The sequence below is a fragment of the Pseudanabaena mucicola FACHB-723 genome (genome assembly GCF_014696385.1).
GTDB lineage: Bacteria > Cyanobacteriota > Cyanobacteriia > Pseudanabaenales > Pseudanabaenaceae > Pseudanabaena.
The window spans coordinates 125,523-141,105 of the sequence record NZ_JACJQB010000004.1 but is presented as its reverse complement, the minus strand read 5'-3'; the positions used below and the strand labels follow the sequence as shown (position 1 = coordinate 141,105).

16 protein-coding genes and 1 tRNA gene are annotated in these 15,583 nt (G+C 44.4%); 9 read left to right on the top strand and 8 right to left on the bottom strand.

The window, feature by feature from the left end; translation table 11 throughout:
* Nucleotides 1-446, top strand: a 446-nt coding sequence (locus H6F41_RS04270) for an IS630 family transposase (protein ID WP_190401965.1), incomplete at its 5' end; no start/stop codon positions are given.
* On the opposite strand, the gene H6F41_RS04265 is transcribed toward H6F41_RS04270, so the two are convergent.
* The 4 genes from H6F41_RS04265 to H6F41_RS04250 all read right to left on the bottom strand — a co-directional run bounded on the left by H6F41_RS04265 (nucleotide 447) and on the right by H6F41_RS04250 (nucleotide 3,102).
* Entirely contained in the window at nucleotides 447-1,625 is a 1,179-nt protein-coding gene (locus H6F41_RS04265) for a glycosyltransferase (RefSeq protein WP_242022907.1), read from the bottom strand.
* A gap of 89 nt (nucleotides 1,626-1,714) precedes the next feature.
* Nucleotides 1,715-2,227, bottom strand: coding sequence for a Dps family protein (locus H6F41_RS04260; RefSeq protein ID WP_190402234.1), 513 nt, complete (start codon nucleotides 2,225-2,227; stop codon nucleotides 1,715-1,717).
* Between the two features lie 110 nt (nucleotides 2,228-2,337).
* Nucleotides 2,338-2,682 (bottom strand): hypothetical protein, encoded by a 345-nt coding sequence (locus H6F41_RS04255; RefSeq protein ID WP_190402233.1) that lies wholly within the window; start codon nucleotides 2,680-2,682, stop codon nucleotides 2,338-2,340.
* A gap of 60 nt (nucleotides 2,683-2,742) precedes the next feature.
* Nucleotides 2,743-3,102: a hypothetical protein gene (locus H6F41_RS04250; RefSeq protein WP_190402232.1), complete on the bottom strand. Its 360-nt coding sequence runs from the start codon at nucleotides 3,100-3,102 to the stop codon at nucleotides 2,743-2,745.
* 180 nt (nucleotides 3,103-3,282) lie between these two features.
* Between H6F41_RS04250 and H6F41_RS04245 the strand changes: the two genes are divergently transcribed.
* The 4 genes from H6F41_RS04245 (at nucleotide 3,283) to H6F41_RS04230 (ending at nucleotide 8,097) form a co-directional block, all read left to right on the top strand.
* The gene (locus tag H6F41_RS04245) at nucleotides 3,283-3,999 is read left to right on the top strand and encodes an SDR family oxidoreductase (protein WP_190402231.1); all 717 of its coding nucleotides are present in this window, start codon (nucleotides 3,283-3,285) and stop codon (nucleotides 3,997-3,999) included.
* Nucleotides 4,000-4,247: 248 nt separating this feature from the next.
* Complete coding sequence (locus H6F41_RS04240; protein WP_190402230.1) at nucleotides 4,248-6,614, top strand: hypothetical protein; 2,367 nt, start codon at nucleotides 4,248-4,250, stop codon at nucleotides 6,612-6,614.
* Between the two features lie 149 nt (nucleotides 6,615-6,763).
* Nucleotides 6,764-7,903, top strand: coding sequence for a hypothetical protein (locus H6F41_RS04235; protein WP_190402229.1), 1,140 nt, complete (start codon nucleotides 6,764-6,766; stop codon nucleotides 7,901-7,903).
* Nucleotides 7,904-8,012: 109 nt separating this feature from the next.
* A tRNA-Ser gene (locus H6F41_RS04230) sits at nucleotides 8,013-8,097 on the top strand.
* 80 nt (nucleotides 8,098-8,177) lie between these two features.
* Here the strand turns inward: H6F41_RS04230 and H6F41_RS04225 are convergent.
* Nucleotides 8,178-8,930: a DedA family protein gene (locus tag H6F41_RS04225; protein WP_190402228.1), complete on the bottom strand. Its 753-nt coding sequence runs from the start codon at nucleotides 8,928-8,930 to the stop codon at nucleotides 8,178-8,180.
* A 142-nt stretch (nucleotides 8,931-9,072) separates the two neighbouring features.
* A complete protein-coding gene (locus H6F41_RS04220; protein WP_190402227.1) occupies nucleotides 9,073-9,477 on the bottom strand; it encodes an NIL domain-containing protein in 405 nt (134 codons plus the stop codon).
* A gap of 166 nt (nucleotides 9,478-9,643) precedes the next feature.
* Between H6F41_RS04220 and tftA the strand changes: the two genes are divergently transcribed.
* Complete coding sequence (tftA, locus tag H6F41_RS04215) at nucleotides 9,644-11,038, top strand: hormogonium tapered terminus morphoprotein TftA (protein ID WP_190402226.1); 1,395 nt, start codon at nucleotides 9,644-9,646, stop codon at nucleotides 11,036-11,038.
* Nucleotides 11,039-11,089: 51 nt separating this feature from the next.
* On the opposite strand, the gene H6F41_RS19225 is transcribed toward tftA, so the two are convergent.
* Both H6F41_RS19225 and H6F41_RS04205 read right to left on the bottom strand, forming a co-directional pair.
* A complete protein-coding gene (locus H6F41_RS19225; RefSeq protein ID WP_190402225.1) occupies nucleotides 11,090-11,881 on the bottom strand; it encodes a DALR anticodon-binding domain-containing protein in 792 nt (263 codons plus the stop codon).
* Between the two features lie 7 nt (nucleotides 11,882-11,888).
* Nucleotides 11,889-12,989, bottom strand: coding sequence for a potassium channel family protein (locus H6F41_RS04205; RefSeq protein WP_190402224.1), 1,101 nt, complete (start codon nucleotides 12,987-12,989; stop codon nucleotides 11,889-11,891).
* 62 nt (nucleotides 12,990-13,051) lie between these two features.
* Between H6F41_RS04205 and H6F41_RS04200 the strand changes: the two genes are divergently transcribed.
* From H6F41_RS04200 to H6F41_RS04190, 3 genes are all read left to right on the top strand, one after another.
* The gene (locus H6F41_RS04200; RefSeq protein ID WP_242022906.1) at nucleotides 13,052-13,630 is read left to right on the top strand and encodes a hypothetical protein; all 579 of its coding nucleotides are present in this window, start codon (nucleotides 13,052-13,054) and stop codon (nucleotides 13,628-13,630) included.
* Nucleotides 13,631-13,667: 37 nt separating this feature from the next.
* A complete protein-coding gene (locus H6F41_RS04195; RefSeq protein ID WP_190402223.1) occupies nucleotides 13,668-14,864 on the top strand; it encodes a beta-ketoacyl synthase N-terminal-like domain-containing protein in 1,197 nt (398 codons plus the stop codon).
* 129 nt (nucleotides 14,865-14,993) lie between these two features.
* Nucleotides 14,994-15,569 carry a biotin transporter BioY gene (locus H6F41_RS04190; RefSeq protein WP_190402222.1) on the top strand — a complete coding sequence of 192 codons (576 nt, stop codon included), beginning with the start codon at nucleotides 14,994-14,996 and terminating at the stop codon, nucleotides 15,567-15,569.
* The last annotated feature ends 14 nt before the right edge of the window (nucleotides 15,570-15,583 follow it).

Below are 15,583 nucleotides of genomic sequence, written 5' to 3'. Positions count from 1 at the left end.
TTCCCTATGCTTGGCAAGAGAAAGGGACGGGTTTAAGCTTACCCAGTCAACGCAGTAAGAGGTTAAATGTCGTGGGTTTGATGAATCGAAACAATGACTTATCTGCTTATGTTTTTGAACGCAGTATCACCAGTGCAGTCATTCTCGCTTGTATCGATGACTTTGCTCGTCAATCTACCAAGCCAACAGTGATTGTTATGGATAAAGCCTCTATTCATACCAGTCAACTGATTCAAGAGAAATTAGAGCAGTGGAAGAACCAGCAAGTTGAGATTTTCCAGTTACCCCCTTATAGTCCCCAGTTGAACTTGATTGAAATTTTGTGGCGTTTCATGAAGTATGAGTGGATTGAACTCAATGCATATGAATCTTGGGAAAGTTTAGTCTCTTATGTTGAAAAAGTTCTTCGAGACTTTGGTTCAACTTATGTAATTAATTTTGCTTAGCTACTTATAAGTGCGCCCACGCCAGCTTTTGGGTTTTGTAAATGCTGAGATCCAAATGCGGAGTACCGCAAACAGATCGGCGAGGGGAGATAGCCAAAACCAAAACCCAACTTCGGTGTAGCTGGTACGAATGCCGAATACTAGTAAACTGCGAATGAATACTAAAAAGGCATTAAGCCAAAATAAAGCTGTGATTAATAGAGATGATGGCGGTTGCCAAATTGATAGGGCGATCAACAACGGTATTGGTAATCCCTGAACCGCAGTGAGTAATAGGCAATCGACAAAGGTTTGGCTCGGTGTCGAGGCATCTTTAAGATCTAGAGATCGCCCCCATTCGCGCCATGTTTCAGACATAGAGGTATACATCCGTACCTGCATCAAGGCTGCACCATCGAGAAAACCAACTTTTGCTCCCTTTTGGGCGGCGGCTCTAGCGAGAGTCACATCATCACAGAAGGATGATTTGGCAAGTTCGTAGCCATTTAGCTCAACTAGTTTGGCGCGTTTCGATAGAAAGCACTGACCATTTGCCATAACGCGCTCTTCAGTAAATTGATTGCGATCGCCTGTTGCGCCAAATCGAAAAATTAATGTGATTAGTAATGCAGGTTGTAGCCACTGCTCACCTGCGGTCTTGAGGATAAATTTAGGTGAAAGTGACACAATATCAAAATTGTCTTCAGTGGCTTTCTGCACAAAACTAGCCACTAGTCCCTGTTGGGGTAAGGTATCGGCATCTATACCCAAAATCCATTCGCTAGTTGGGTCGCTGTTGAGAAAGCCTGTGTGTAATGCCCAAGGACGACCTACCCACCCTGTGGGCAAAGGATCATCGGTAATCAACTTTAAAGGAATTGGGAAATTCTGTTGCAATTTCTGCACATATTCGGGTGTGCCATCCTGTGAGCGGCTATCGACAATAATAATTTCCTTAGCAGCTTGATCGCGCAACCCCTCTAGACAGGTCGGTAATCTCTCAATTTCATTCAGTGTGGGGATCACAATCGAGACTTGAGGATTTTGCTTAGCCAAAGCTTCGGCGGATGGCTCAAGCGGCAGTAACGGTGGATTGCGATCGCGGGCAGTGCTAAGACGTTTTAGGAGTACAAGTGTCGCGGGGACTTGTAACAACAAAAACAGGATCGGGAAAATTGTCAGGAAAAGCGGATTATTCAACTTGGATTGAGATGCTTACATTCTAGAAGGCTATCCTATCCTAAAACGAATCACCCCACCTGCTTTACAGTCGGGGTGATTGATCGTAACTATTCTTCTAGTAGACTTCTTAACATCCATGCAGTTTTTTCATGGACTTGCATCCGTTGTGTCAACAAGTCCGCAGTTGGTTCGTCACTGGCTTGATCGACGATCGCAAAAATGGAACGAGCAGTTCTTGTGACTGCCTCTTGACCTTCCACAAGCAGCTTGATCATTTCCGTTGCCTTGGGGACTCCTTCGGTTTCAGGAATTGAGGTAAGTCTCGCGTAGGCGGAATATGTGCCGGGGGCAGGTACTCCGAGGGAGCGAATGCGCTCGGCAATGAGGTCAACGGCAAGAGCTAGCTCGGTATATTGGGCTTCAAACATAAGGTGCAATGTATTGAACATTGGCCCCGTTACATTCCAATGGAAGTTGTGGGTTTTGAGATAGAGGGTGTAGGTGTCGGCGAGCAAGCGCGATAGTCCATCTGCGATCGCAATTCGATCCTCTTCAGAAATGCCGATATTAATCGAGCCAGATAGCTCTTTATCGGTTGATTTGTCTTTGTTTTTACCCATTTTCTTAATCCTGTTATGACTGGCTGCATTATATCTATTGTAATAGTCATAAAAAAACACCCATTGGGTGTCTCTTAAACTTGTCAATAGGAATAATTTAGAAATATGAACTAGTATTCGATGGTCATACTTTCATAGGTAGTATTTCGGGTTGTGTGAATACGCTCTGTGGGTTTAGCTTTAATCTTATTTAAGAACTGAGTTTCTGACATCTCCGCACTTACCGCATTATTCTCCACATCAAGATCTAGTTGCGCCAAATTGCGATCGAGTTCTGCAAGGCGATTCACGATTTGTTGCTGGCGATCGCAGACGCGCACTAGTTCTTCCTGCAAGCGCTCTTTTTCATTGGCGAGTTGATGCATCTGAATATATAGCGCCGAAGGGGTCTTACGTAGAGGCATAGAACGCAATTTGGGTTGAATTGGTCTACGGGATGCACGGGAGATAGTCATAGGAGTTAGTCCTGATAGACATTTAGTAGTTTGTTAAAGACATTTGCACAGTCAATATCTTTATGATTTGCTGGGAGTTGGCTCAAAGAAGACTTTATACAAAATAAAACCAACTAGCGCCATGATGCCGATGGAAATGGCGGCTGTTACTAGTTTAAATACAAAACTCAGGATTGTAAATGAGACTAGTCCAATCACGACAATAGCAGCAACTTTAGTTGCGCCAGTCAGACTATTTACCCAAGCGATCAAACTTCCTAAGCTAGTTTTAGCAGCATCAACACCTTGACCAACAGCGACAAATTCTGGCTCGGCGCGTTTGTTGGGGTCATGGGGTTGGCTACTTGTTTGTTGCTTACTGCCCATTACTTCGCGCTCTAGCTGACGAAAGCGTTCTTCTAGGTTATCGGGTTGATTCATAACAGCAATGAATAAAAAATCTATGGCTTATTCTACTGCATACTCCCTTCCCATTGAAAGATCAGAGTTGCGGCGCTTCGCGCCGCAACTCTATTTTGTTTTTATGTCTTAACTTACCTTGGCTATAGCTATATTATGTAAAGAAGTATAAAGTATTGTAAACAAATCGTAATTTTTAAAATGCAAAATAAAGTTGTTGTTGTTGTCGGTGCAACAGGTGGAATTGGTTCAGCGCTTGTCCCGAAATTAGCAGAGTTAGGGGCAAAGCTAGTGCTGGTGGCGAGAGACTCTGCCAAGTTAGAGGAACTGGTCAATAATTTGGAAGATGATTACGATGCTGTTGCGATCGCAATTCCGACGGACATCACTAAATTTGAGCAAGTAGAAGCAATGGTGCAAACTGCGATCGCGCAATTTGGACAGATTGATGTATTAGTGAATGCCGCAGGTGCGGGTGTGATGAAGCAATTCCTTCGCATCGAGCCGCAGGAACTTGACCAGATGCTTGACCTTAATCTCAAGGGTAATTTATATACTAGCCAAGCGGTTGCCAACGTGATGAAAGATCGCAAGATTGGGCATATTTGTAATGTAATTGGGATTCTTGGCAAGCATCCCATGGCAATGGCGGCGGCTTATTGTGCGTCTAAGTTTGGAGCGGTTGGTTTTAGTAAATGCATGGCGGATGAACTGCGCCGCTTCGGAATTAAGGTCACTCTCTTTTATTTTGGGGGAATCGATTCGCCATTTTGGGATAACGTAAGTCTCAAGGTCGATCGCAGCAAAATGTTAACTCCAGAGACGGCCGCCAATGCAATCATGTTTGCTCTTTCCGCTGACCCGCAAGCCGTACCAATGGAAATCAATATTCAACCTGAAAGTCATCTGTTCTTTTAGTGACAGGTAACAAAGCAAAGGTGGTGCGATGCACCACCTTTGCTTTTAAAGAAGATTTTAATTCAACGTAAGGCGATGTATTGCAAATTGCTGAGAAGTCTTTCTATCTCACCGAAATCAAGTTTAATGATAGTAGTTCAGCATAAATCTAGAAGCTTGTGCCGCTCGCATAGTGGGCTGCACAAGCTCTGATTTTAGGTTTAGACTGAACGCCTTCTGTCAATCATCTGCCTGCGTTGGAGACTGAAATGCACACAAGACTTGCCAAGAAACAGCTATATGTATTGTCTATTTTTGCTGCGCTTTTCTCAGTGGGGTTAGCACTGAAGGCAACAGAAGTATTTCAATCACGCTCCGTCAAAATACCTAGTCCAATCGAAGCGTCTAAATTAGCCGATTCCTTCAGCGCAGAGGAAATTTCGCAACTAGAAATCGATGATGTTCTGCGTGACCGTCTCCGCTTCGATCCACAATGGCAAGAGATTGCCCAAGCCGTTCGCCAAGATATTATTGCGGCCAAGTGGGGGAAAGATCCTGTGACGAATCCAGTTTGGAAAAAGTATGGCGCAAAGGCATATCCATTGCTGAGTTATTACACGCGCTCCCGTGACGAAACTCGACAAAAATATGGTCTTGAAGGAATTATCAGTCTTGGCAAGCCCTACACAACTCTCTGGCTGAAAGGGCATATTAAACGGCGATTGACCTATCCTTACTTTTACGATATTGCCCCCTATGGATCGGAAGGACAAAATCGGGAATGGGAAAAAACTTTTGGTCTTGATGATTCACAAGTGCGTCAGGAATTAATCAGTTTAGCCAAGGCAAATCTTGAACCAAAAAATTCCCCTCAATACTACAGCCAGTTCAACTTAGACTTTTTGACACAACTGTTGGGCTATGAAGCAATGTTTGGCAAAAATAGATACGACAAGGGAAAGAATTTTGTTGGTCTATCGGAATGGGTGCAGTATGAGCAGATTCAGCGACCCAATACATCGCAAGTTCAAGCCGCAGTCACTCTCTATCAAAAGTTATCCAGTGATGCCCAAGAAAACATTTTAGTTGAGCGATTAGGGGCAATGAAAGCAGGGGAAATTACACCCTTTGCGAGAGACTTCTTTCGTTCTTTAGCCAATGATTCAAGCGCTAGCGATCGCATCTGGGCAATTGCCGAACTGGATCGCCACGATGATCCACAGGGGACAGAATTGATCAGCAAAATTTTGAATGAGGATCTTGCTCAGCTTCATTCCCTCTCGAAGATTGTCAGTTACGAAAATTTTGCCGCTAAGGGGGATTATGCCTATTACCTCTTGTTGGGATTAGTGGAGAAATATCCACAGTCAAAATTTGCCAAGGCTTGCCGTGAGTATGGCGATTTAACGGGGCATTCCTATTTTGATGGACAGCCTCGCAGTCAAGCCATCCTCGATCGCAATGCCAAACGTTCAGAAAAGGAACGTCTTCAAGCTTGGCAAGACTGGCTAGGGCGCTATGCTGAGCATTCAGGAGCAGATGATGCGAATTACTTCCTTGCCCTAAGCCTACAGGACAATAACGATATTGTCGGGGCAATGCGAATTTGGATCAAAATGATGACGCAGCCGATGGGAGATCGGGATGCGGTTTATTTAGCATTTCCCCATGTGCGAACGCTCCTTGATGTCGGCTTGTCGATCGAACAGATGCAAACCTTATTGCAAGAGCCAGCCAGCCGCCCCATCGCACCACTTTTAGAATATGCGATCGCAATTCAATATGCTCGCTCACACAACTATGCCAAAGCCCTAGAGATTTCGGTAAATATCCAGTTAGCCAATATTCCCGACTCAGTTCTCGAAGCCTATTACCATCCTCAAGGTAAATGGTGGAATGAGGATACTCGTGTTGAAAGTTTTAAAAAAGATGCTCAAGAGCTATTGAATGAACAAAGGCAGCGCTGGCAAAAACTGCAACAATGGCAAAGCGAAAATACTCCCGAATCACGCTATCAAATTGCCTCCAATTGGGCGGGTATAGGGGGATGGGAAAATGGGTACTTACCGATTTGGAATGGTGGACGCGCCTATTTTCTCCCTATGGAATGGGATTGCGTTCGCTGGTGGGTTTGTAATCCTTCAAAACGCAGTAAAGCCGAGATTCTCGCCAAATATCAAGCAGGAAGTCAAAATGCGATCGCAATTTCCCTCTATCAGAACTTACTCGAAGATCGCAACCTTCCCCCAAACCTGCGTGAAAAATCTCTCTACATGTTAGCGATGACCCTGCTAAATCAGTGGGAAAACCACACTTTCGCAGAAACTCAACGTATCCATCCCCCCGCAGGACTCGCTGACAGCAATCAATACCTTCCAACTAGCGACGATCGTTACTTCTCCTACAAAGACTATGAGCAAAGGGAAAAGAACATCGGCTCTGACTATCAACGACGGATTGATGGCGTTATCACAGAATTACAAGTAAAGTTTCCCCAGAGTCAATTTACCGATGATTTACTATTTTCTAGTTTCTTTCTCAGTGAGCAATCTAGTTACCTGCAAAAGCTGCTTGATCGTTACCCCAACAGCGATCGAGCCGCCGAAGCGAGGTTTCTTCTGAATCTTAAAAAATAAGCATTAGTGAGAATTCTTTCTAAACTATTGCGAGTTCTCTCAAAACGTGATAGAACGAAATGATGAGTTTATTCCATCATAGAGAAAAAATATGAGGAAACAAACTAATCAAATCAATTAACTACTATTATTTTTCGGGTTCTTCTAATATGACCATCGATCTACCTGTAAGTTTACAGCCAGAGGGTTTTGGCGCGTCCTTACAAGCTTTGCAGAGTCACTTACAAGGCTTTCTCTCTGAATATGAAGACAAAGTTGCTCAAGCCCGTGCTCAACTCGCCCATGTTGAAGCCCTACTAGGCACTCTTCCTGCGGAAGCTCCTAAGACAAGAGGCAGAAAGAAAGAAGCTGTATCCGTCGCTGCCGTTCCTGTAATTGCTGTAGTTCCAACTGCACCAACAAGAGGTCGCAAACCTAAAGCTGTCACTACAACTGAAGCAGCCCCCGTCGCTACACCTGCTGCTAAAGGAAGAGGGAGAGGACATCGTCGCGGGTCTTTGACAACTCGACCTGCCTACGAAGGTCTTACTCTGACAGAAGCGATCGAAAAGATTTTGCAAGAACGTCAAGGTCAAGCTGTAAATGCTGATGATGTAGTAAATATCCTGTACGGAGAATTAACTGAAACAGTTTTCCGCGTTGCGAAGGAGCGAGTCACCAAAAATCTTTCTAAGGGTAAAGGAGAAGATCGATGGAATCGTGTTCCTAACCAACTTGGTTATTACACCATCTCTTTGGATACGCTCAAAACTATCCCTACCTCCACGATCAAGCGTGGTAGAGCAGCATCGGCAAAGACTGAAGCTCCTGCAAAGGCAACCAAAGCTGCGGCAAAAGCGGCAACGCCTAAGGCAACTAAAGCTGCGGCAAAAGCGAAAGCACCTAAGGCAACCAAAGTCGTTGCGGCAAAGGTGAAAGCACCCAAGGCAACCAAAGCCGTTGCTCCTAAAGCAAAGGTCAGCAAAGCTGCACAAAAGGCTGAAGTAGCGGCGACCAAGGCTCCATCGAAAAAGTCTGGACGTTCAAGCTCCTTAATTATGCGTCCTCTCTATCAAGGTAACACCTTAACCGATGCCATCGAGAAGGTGCTACAGGAACGCAAGGGCGAGTTTGTAAATGCTGATAGTGTTGTGAAGGCTCTCTATGGTGATCTTTCCGTAGAAAACTTCCGTCAAGCTAAGGATCGCGTTACCAAGAACTTGTCTAAGGGTAAGTTGGATGGTAAGTGGGAGAGAGTTCCTAACCAACTAGGCTATTACACCCTGTCAATGTCTGCGGTGAAAGCATAGTTGCATTTTAGTTAGTTATTGACTGACAATAACCACCATAAAGACTCGCAACGCGAGTCTTTATTTTTTTGCTTGTGTTAGGTGTAATCATGCTTTAGAATATCCAACGGGAGAGATGGCAGAGTGGTCGAATGCGTTCGACTTGAAATCGAATGTTGTGAAAGCAACCGAGGGTTCGAATCCCTCTCTCTCCGTAAAAACAAGAAAGGCTACCCAAGGGTAGCCTTTCTTGTTTTTTCATGAAGTACAGCGTTACGCTGTACCTTGTTGTTTATTATTCTTTGTCGATTCTAATCATTACTTTTTCATCGGCAATCGGTAGTAACACCGATGACTCTTGGGCGGATGTGAGGTTGGGCTGAGGAATTTGAGATTTATGGGGATGTGGTTTATTCTGACTGCGCCAATTCGTAAACTTTCCCTTGAGCCAACGGAACGCAGGAGGGGTCGCAAACCAGAGCAGCACAGCACCTAAAATAATGGAGCTAATTTTGACAACCCCAGAGACTAGTGTTTCTAGAGGAATCAAGGTTCCTGCATAGTAGGCAACACCTGTGGTGACGGTTCCCCAAACTAATGCACCTGTGGCATTAAAAAACAGAAATCGCGGATAGGGCATCCCCGATAGCCCTGCCATGGGTCCCGCAAAAATGCGGAGAATAGCAATAAATCGACCAAAGAAGACAGCCCGATCGGCACTGCCGCGAAACTTTTCCCTTGCGATCGCAATTTCATCACTGGGCATCCGAAATAACTTGCCAATTTTTTCGAGCGCGGGCAAACCACCCCAGCGACCTAACCAATATCCTGCACTGTCGCCTAAAATCGCACCGATCACAGTACAGACGAGAACTAGTGGATATCGCAGTTCACCATTGCCAGACAAAAAACCACCAACAAGGGTAATTGTCTCTCCTGGCAGTGGTATACCTGCGTTCTCTAGCATGATGCCAAAGAAGACAATCCAGTAACCGTACTGCTGAATCCAGCCTTGAATAATTTCTAACGAAAAAAACTCAAAATGCATGAGTTATGACTCAAAGTTTAGTTGATTAAGGGGTTTATGAAAAATTGTTACTTTTTGTATCATTATAGTTGCTTCAAGGGCAAAAAATTGCCCTATCTCTCCCATGAGTTACTCTTTGCCCTGCTCAGGGTCACACTCAGGGTCACAGGTTGATGGATATGGCATTGACGGGGCAAGCCGTAATACATTGCTCACAGACAACACAGCGCGATCGCATGAAGGATAGTTGAAAAGTTTTCGGATCAATAGTGAGAGCTTCAGTAGGGCAAACTCCTGTACACAAGCCACAATCGACACAGGCGGTATCGTCTATTACAATTTCGCGACCATGTAATGAAACCTCGATATCTTGCGATCGCATCCAGTCCATCGCTTCTTCGAGTTGATCGATATCACCTGATAGCTCTAGTACCATTTTGCCCACTTTATTTGGGGCAACTTGAGCGCGAATAATATTGGCGGCAATATTGAAATCCTTGGCAAGCCGATAGGTGATCGGAATACTAATTGCTCGCTTGGGGAAGGTAAGGTTAACTCTTTTTTTCATGATTTGTATTTTTGGAGATTCCCGCCCTGATAAACCAGCAGTAAGCCTATCTATTAATTATGAAACTAATTGCCAATAAAAAATCAAATAAAAAATCAAACAGGAAAAAAACTGATAGACTTACGGAGACTTTTTTGGTTGCTGAAATTGGCTAGCAGATAGGAATATGGGCAAAGTATTTATCTCCGCAGGTCATAGTGGTTTTGAAAGTTCCTTGGGAGATCGCCATGAGCTTACGGGTGTCACTAGTGATACCGCTGAGCTAGTGGCAACAAGGGACTTAGTAATTGCCGAATTGCGATCGCGAGGCATCGCCATCGCCACGCCCAGTGATGATTTGAATTTGACAGAAGCAATCGCATGGATTAATGCAAGGGCAACTTCTGATGATGTAGCGATATCTCTCCAAATTGACATCACGAATATATCGGAATTTCGTGGCATAACCGCTTATTACATTACGCATAATGCCCTGAGGAGAAGGCAAGCAGAAATACTTACCAGTTCTTTAACCAAACGAGTTCCTGAAATCATCAATCGTGGCGCAAAACCCGATGTAGTGGCAAGTATTGGCAATTTGAGTTTTTGTCGTCAGGTCGCAATTCCTGCCATCCTAATGGAATTGGTATTTGCCAATAACTCACAGGATCGTTTATTAATGCAAACTAGACGACGGGATTATGCGATCGGGATTGCCGATGGTTTGCAAGCATGGCTCAGCGAAACCGCTACCACTATCCCCGTCTTCACGCCTCCTAATCGTCAAAACCCGAAGCCCACCGTCACCTATCCAGAAATTAAAATCAGTCTCAATGCTCAGAACTATGAAGAGAAGGGAATTCTGATATCAGGTAATGTGTTTGTACCTGTTGATTTGGTCGATCGTCTTGGATTTGAGCTGCATCAAATTCCCCTCTCCTGTCGTCTGCGCTATCAAAATATTGTCTATGTACAAGCGATTGCTCTACGTGAACTGAATGTTTCGGTATCTTGGGATAGCTCCACACGCACACTCTATCTAAAAACAATATTTAAGCTATGTGTGGAGAAAATCGATCACATTATGGGCATGGGTAATGCATCAGAAGTACAGCTATTGATGTTTCTCAAAAACAATAACGAAGCTGCCCTCAACAACTATGGAGACTTACCACGCATCTATCGCGAAGAAGCGGAAATTGAGGGCGTAAATCACGATCTTGCTTTTTGTCAGATGTGTATCGAGACAGAATTTTTGCGTTTTGGCAAGGGTGTTGAACCTGAACAGAACAATTTTGCCAGTCTCGGTACGATTAACCATGCCAAGGCAAAAAACAATAATTGCGGGGCAAGTTTTCCTGATCAACGCACGGGTGTTAGAGCGCATATTCAACAACTCAAAGCCTATGCTAGCCATGCTCCACTCGCCCATGAAATCGTTGCTCCTAGATTCCATTTGGTCGCGAGAGGGATTGCCCCATCATTAGCGCAACTGACGGGACGCTGGGCAAATGATCTACTCTACGATCGCAAAATCATGGCACTAATCCGTCGTCTTTATGAATCCGCAGGGATGTTTTAATCACTATATCTAGAAGGCGAGTGGCGGCGCGATGCGCCGCCACTCGCCTTTTCACAAGTATTCCAAGAGTTGAAATTCTTGTAAAGTGCTGGCTAGAAGTAACTTTTGGGTAACGCGAATTAGGAATAATCGTTTCATCGCCACTTCGTGACTCACACCAAAAATTTGGCAACGATCGTAAAAGTCCAAAAAAGTCTTGGCAAGCAACCGCCATAATTTGGATCGCTCTTTGAATCGGGATAAAGACTTATTTTCTAGATCGGTTGCAATATAGTTTGCGATCGCAAAATTTTGTAGCAACAGATTAATTTCTGATATCTCTGAGTAACTGAGGATATTTGGAAATGATTCATCTTTTAACCATAAATTCTCTCTTACCGCTAAACGCATTAAGGCACAGCAACGGGCATAGGCGTATTGCACCATTAGGTCAAGAGTCTGTGTAATTGCACTTTGCGAAATATCACACCTTTGCCACATACCATTTCTATACTCAATTCCCCCAATTTGCGATCGCAACAAATTACGAAGACATCCAGAAATATAAACATCACTGAGACAAATATTTAGCCAACCTTTACCAATTACTTGGATCTGCCACTGAGCAGTAATTTCTGGATTTTGGGAACAGCTTTTTGCGATCGCATCGGCAATCTCTAAGATTGCCAGTTGCAAGCGATGGGCAAGTGCTAAGGCAATTGTTGATGTGTAATGGGCATTGTATTTGGGATAAGCAATCTCAAGGGGAACTTGTTCAGCCTGAATCTGCAATCCAAAGACAGAATTAATCGTCATTGCGATCGCAGTTTGAATATTTATAACTGGCGAAATTTGGCAGTTCACAGTTCAGTTACCTATTACGTGGCAACCGAATTTGATCTTTCTTGTCGAGCGGACTAAGGATTTGATTGAGTGACCTAAGCTGCTCAGGAGTTCCCATCGAGATCAATACATCCCCTTCTAAAATTTCCGTATTTCCATCTGGCCCCGCGATCAAATGACCATCAGCGCGACGAATTGCCAAAACGAGAACTCCTGTCTGCGCTCTAAGGCTCGCTTTTTTTAAGGAAACTCCCACATAACTTGAGTCATCAATCCGATATTCTTCAATATAAAAAGAACGATTTTCACCAGCGATAATACCATCAACAAAATCCATTACCTGCGGACGCAAAGCCACCGCCGCCATGCGTTTTCCACCCGTGATATAGGGCGAAATCACCTCATCAGCACCACCACGCCGCAACTTTTGCATTGCCTCCTCATTACTGGCTCTCGCAATTGCCCGAATCTCAGGATTTAATGTTTTTGCAGATAGTACCGTATAGAGATTCTCGGCATCCGATGGCAGCGCTGCCACAATGCAAGTTGCGCGGTCAATTCCCACGGCAAGGAGGGTTTGATCAAGCGCCGCATCACCTTGAATCGCGGGATATCCCATCTGTTCCGCCTGCTCAATTGCCTCTGGAGCGCTATCAATCACCACAAAAGAAATACTCCCCTCGGCTGCAAACTCCGCAGTAACTTGTTTACCAGTGCGCCCAAATCCACAAATAATGTAATGATCGTGCAATGATTGCATAAACTTCCGTTGTCGCCTCGCCTGAAAAATATTATAGATGTGACCATTGGCAATTGCTGCCGTAAACTGAGTGGCAATGTAACTAATCGTCGCGACTCCCATCACGATTAAAATCACCGTAAAGATACGTCCCTGCATATGCAGGGGATTTGTTTCCCCATAGCCGATGGTCGCCAGTGTGATCACAGTCATGTACAGTGCATCAAACCAACTCCATCCTTCGATTAACCGATATCCCAATGTCCCAGTTACAACCAGCCCGATTAACAGGGAAATATTAGTGATTAAGGTGCGCTGATATTGCAGCAATTGCTGCTGTAAAAATTTTGGTTGCAACTGTTGATAACTATTCGGACTTTGGAAAGCCATACATACTCTGTATTCTTAAAGAATTAAATGCGAAGTTAATTCAAAAATGCTAATTTTCTGCCATGATTTTGCATAATCGATCTAATGCTGTCACCGATGAGACAAGTATGCCATCAGAGATTCCCCCCGACACTAACCAAATCATCAGTTCCCCCTATCGTTCCGCCGTGGATATTGACGATGAAAATCTCGATAAATTCCATGTTTGGACTGGCTATAACACCAAAACTGATATTAGCAGTGATACCAAGTTCCAAATGCGGAACTTTCATATTGACTTAGGAATGGCGGTAATTGGCTTCGGCGTAATCTGCGGATGGGAAGTGCGATCGCGAAAAATTGATTATAAAGGTAAAACCCATATTATTTACGAGCTAAGAGGCAATACATCGCCTCAAGTCATACCGCTACTACGTCAAAATTGTAGCGAAGAAATGGCAACCTTCTTACATAGTCGGCTGATTAGAACCCTAGATTTTTTGCGGGCTTGCTCCAAGTTTTCGGGCATTCCCCATGTACATATCATTTCCCTTCGTAATCATTACGTGATGAGTGCAGTTTGGCGACCATACCAAAATAAGATTTGGATGGTTCCTGTCGATCAAATCGAAGGAGCTTCTGGAGCAAATCATGTTGCCTAATATTTTGCCTAAAGTAGCTTGCCTAAAGTAGTCTGAAATGAAATCTTTAGTGAATGATAGTGACAATACTGTGGTGGTCACAGGTATTGGCATAGTTACGGCAATCGGCGCTGATCGTGAAAGCACTTGGCAAAAACTTTTACAGGGCAAGTCGGGAATCGAGTTTGATCAGCAATTGGAGTTGCCCTTAGCAAGAATTCACTCCTCAGAATCATCTTTAGAATCAGCGCAGTTCCGATCGCGATCGCAATTTCTACTCCACAAAGCTACCATCGCCGCAATCACCGATGCAAATATGGAACTTCCCGCAGTCAATTGTGGTGTGGTAATTGGTTCTAGCCGTAGTCATCAACGAGAATTAGAGTTGTTGCTTGATCAATATGATCAGCATGACCAGCAATTTATTAATCATATTGATCAATTTGGTCAATATTGGAGGCATTTACAACCAGCGACATTATCGGCACATATTGCCCAATTAATCCAAACCCAGTCGCCTGTATTTGCACCGATGGCAGCCTGTGCAACTGCGAACTGGGCAATTGCTCAAGCTTCGGAATTAATTCGAGCAGGTCGCTGTGAAATTGCGATCGCAGGGGCAACCGATGCCGCGATTACGCCCTTAACGATCGCAGGTTTTCAAAAAATTGGTGTCCTCGCCAAATCAGGCGTGCATCCCTTTAGCCAAGAACGCTCAGGTTTTGCCTTGGGAGAAGGTGCAGCAACTTTAGTCTTAGAATCCTTAAGCTCTGCCAAAAAACGGGGCGGAAAAATCTATGGTCATGTTTTAGGCTGGGGAATTACCAATGATGCTTACCATGCCACTAGCCCTAACCCTGATAATCAGATGGCAGCCGTTGCCCTGCAAGACTGTCTCTTGCGATCGCAAATTACACCTGCGGATATTGGCTATATCAATGTGCATGGAACCGCAACCATGATGAATGATGCCCGTGAAGCTAATCTGATCCAACAATTTTGTCCTCATGCTGCCGTCAGTGGTACTAAGGGGGCAACGGGGCATAGCCTTGGCGCAACGGGAATGATTGAGGCAGCTTTTTGTTTATTAGCTTTGCGTGATCGGCAGTTGCCCCCCTGTGTGGGAATGCGAACCCCCGCCTTTGATTTATCCATGGTTTCCCAATCTGAGAGCGCTCCCAACCTCCAATATGCCCTTAACTTTAGTTTCGGTTTTGGTGGACAAAATGCAATCATCGCCTTTGGTCAGATATAGCGAAATTCGTGTAGGATTCTACTCAGTTTGATTCGTCATGTAGCAGTAAAGGAATTAATTTCCCGCCGAAGGCGGGAAATTAATTCCTTTACCTCGCTTGCTTAAAATCGCCTCTACTTTCCCATTGAGATGTCTGTACCAAAACCATTCCAGCTAATGTGGGCTTTATCGGGGTTGCTGTTAACCATTGCCTGCACATTCATTCGCCCTTCTTTACTTTTTCCATCCCTCACGGGTGATGGCAATAATGTTGAGACTGAACTAATCAGGGCAACGCTGCAAATCGGTGCAGTTTTACTCACAGGCTGTCTCGGTGGTCGCAATGCTGCATTGCTATCGCAAGTTGCCTATATCATCTTGGGGTTAAGTGGATTTGGCGTGTTTTATCAAGGTGGCGGATTGGAATATCTCAAATCTCCAGCCTTTGGCTATTTATTAGGATTTGTGGTTGGGGGATGGATTTGCGGATATCTTGCCTTTTTGAAACCCCCAAGTTTAGAACGAATGGCAATTAGTTGCTTTAGTGGCATGTTCGCCGTGCATATCATCGGCATTATCTATTTAGTAATTATTCAAATTCCCAATTTCGGCGCAATTCAAACTTCTTTTTGGCAATACTCTGTCCAAGTCCTATCAAGTCAGTTTTTGGTTGTCTGTGCCACTATTGTCATTGCCACATTTTCCCGCAAGCTTCTTTTTTACTAAGAAAGTGGTTGCAG

Bases quoted from the DNA above. Each gene is read 5' to 3' on its own strand.
- H6F41_RS04260 (WP_190402234.1), bottom strand. From the start codon at position 2,227: ATGGGTAAAAACAAAGACAAATCAACCGATAAAGAGCTATCTGGCTCG.
- H6F41_RS04255 (WP_190402233.1), bottom strand. From the start codon at position 2,682: ATGACTATCTCCCGTGCATCCCGTAGACCAATTCAACCCAAATTGCGT.
- H6F41_RS04250 (WP_190402232.1), bottom strand. From the start codon at position 3,102: ATGAATCAACCCGATAACCTAGAAGAACGCTTTCGTCAGCTAGAGCGC.
- H6F41_RS04245 (WP_190402231.1), top strand. From the start codon at position 3,283: ATGCAAAATAAAGTTGTTGTTGTTGTCGGTGCAACAGGTGGAATTGGT.
- H6F41_RS04240 (WP_190402230.1), top strand. From the start codon at position 4,248: ATGCACACAAGACTTGCCAAGAAACAGCTATATGTATTGTCTATTTTT.
- H6F41_RS04235 (WP_190402229.1), top strand. From the start codon at position 6,764: ATGACCATCGATCTACCTGTAAGTTTACAGCCAGAGGGTTTTGGCGCG.
- H6F41_RS04225 (WP_190402228.1), bottom strand. From the start codon at position 8,930: ATGCATTTTGAGTTTTTTTCGTTAGAAATTATTCAAGGCTGGATTCAG.
- H6F41_RS04220 (WP_190402227.1), bottom strand. From the start codon at position 9,477: ATGAAAAAAAGAGTTAACCTTACCTTCCCCAAGCGAGCAATTAGTATT.
- tftA (WP_190402226.1), top strand. From the start codon at position 9,644: ATGGGCAAAGTATTTATCTCCGCAGGTCATAGTGGTTTTGAAAGTTCC.
- H6F41_RS04205 (WP_190402224.1), bottom strand. From the start codon at position 12,989: ATGGCTTTCCAAAGTCCGAATAGTTATCAACAGTTGCAACCAAAATTT.
- H6F41_RS04200 (WP_242022906.1), top strand. From the start codon at position 13,052: ATGATTTTGCATAATCGATCTAATGCTGTCACCGATGAGACAAGTATG.
- H6F41_RS04195 (WP_190402223.1), top strand. From the start codon at position 13,668: ATGAAATCTTTAGTGAATGATAGTGACAATACTGTGGTGGTCACAGGT.
- H6F41_RS04190 (WP_190402222.1), top strand. From the start codon at position 14,994: ATGTCTGTACCAAAACCATTCCAGCTAATGTGGGCTTTATCGGGGTTG.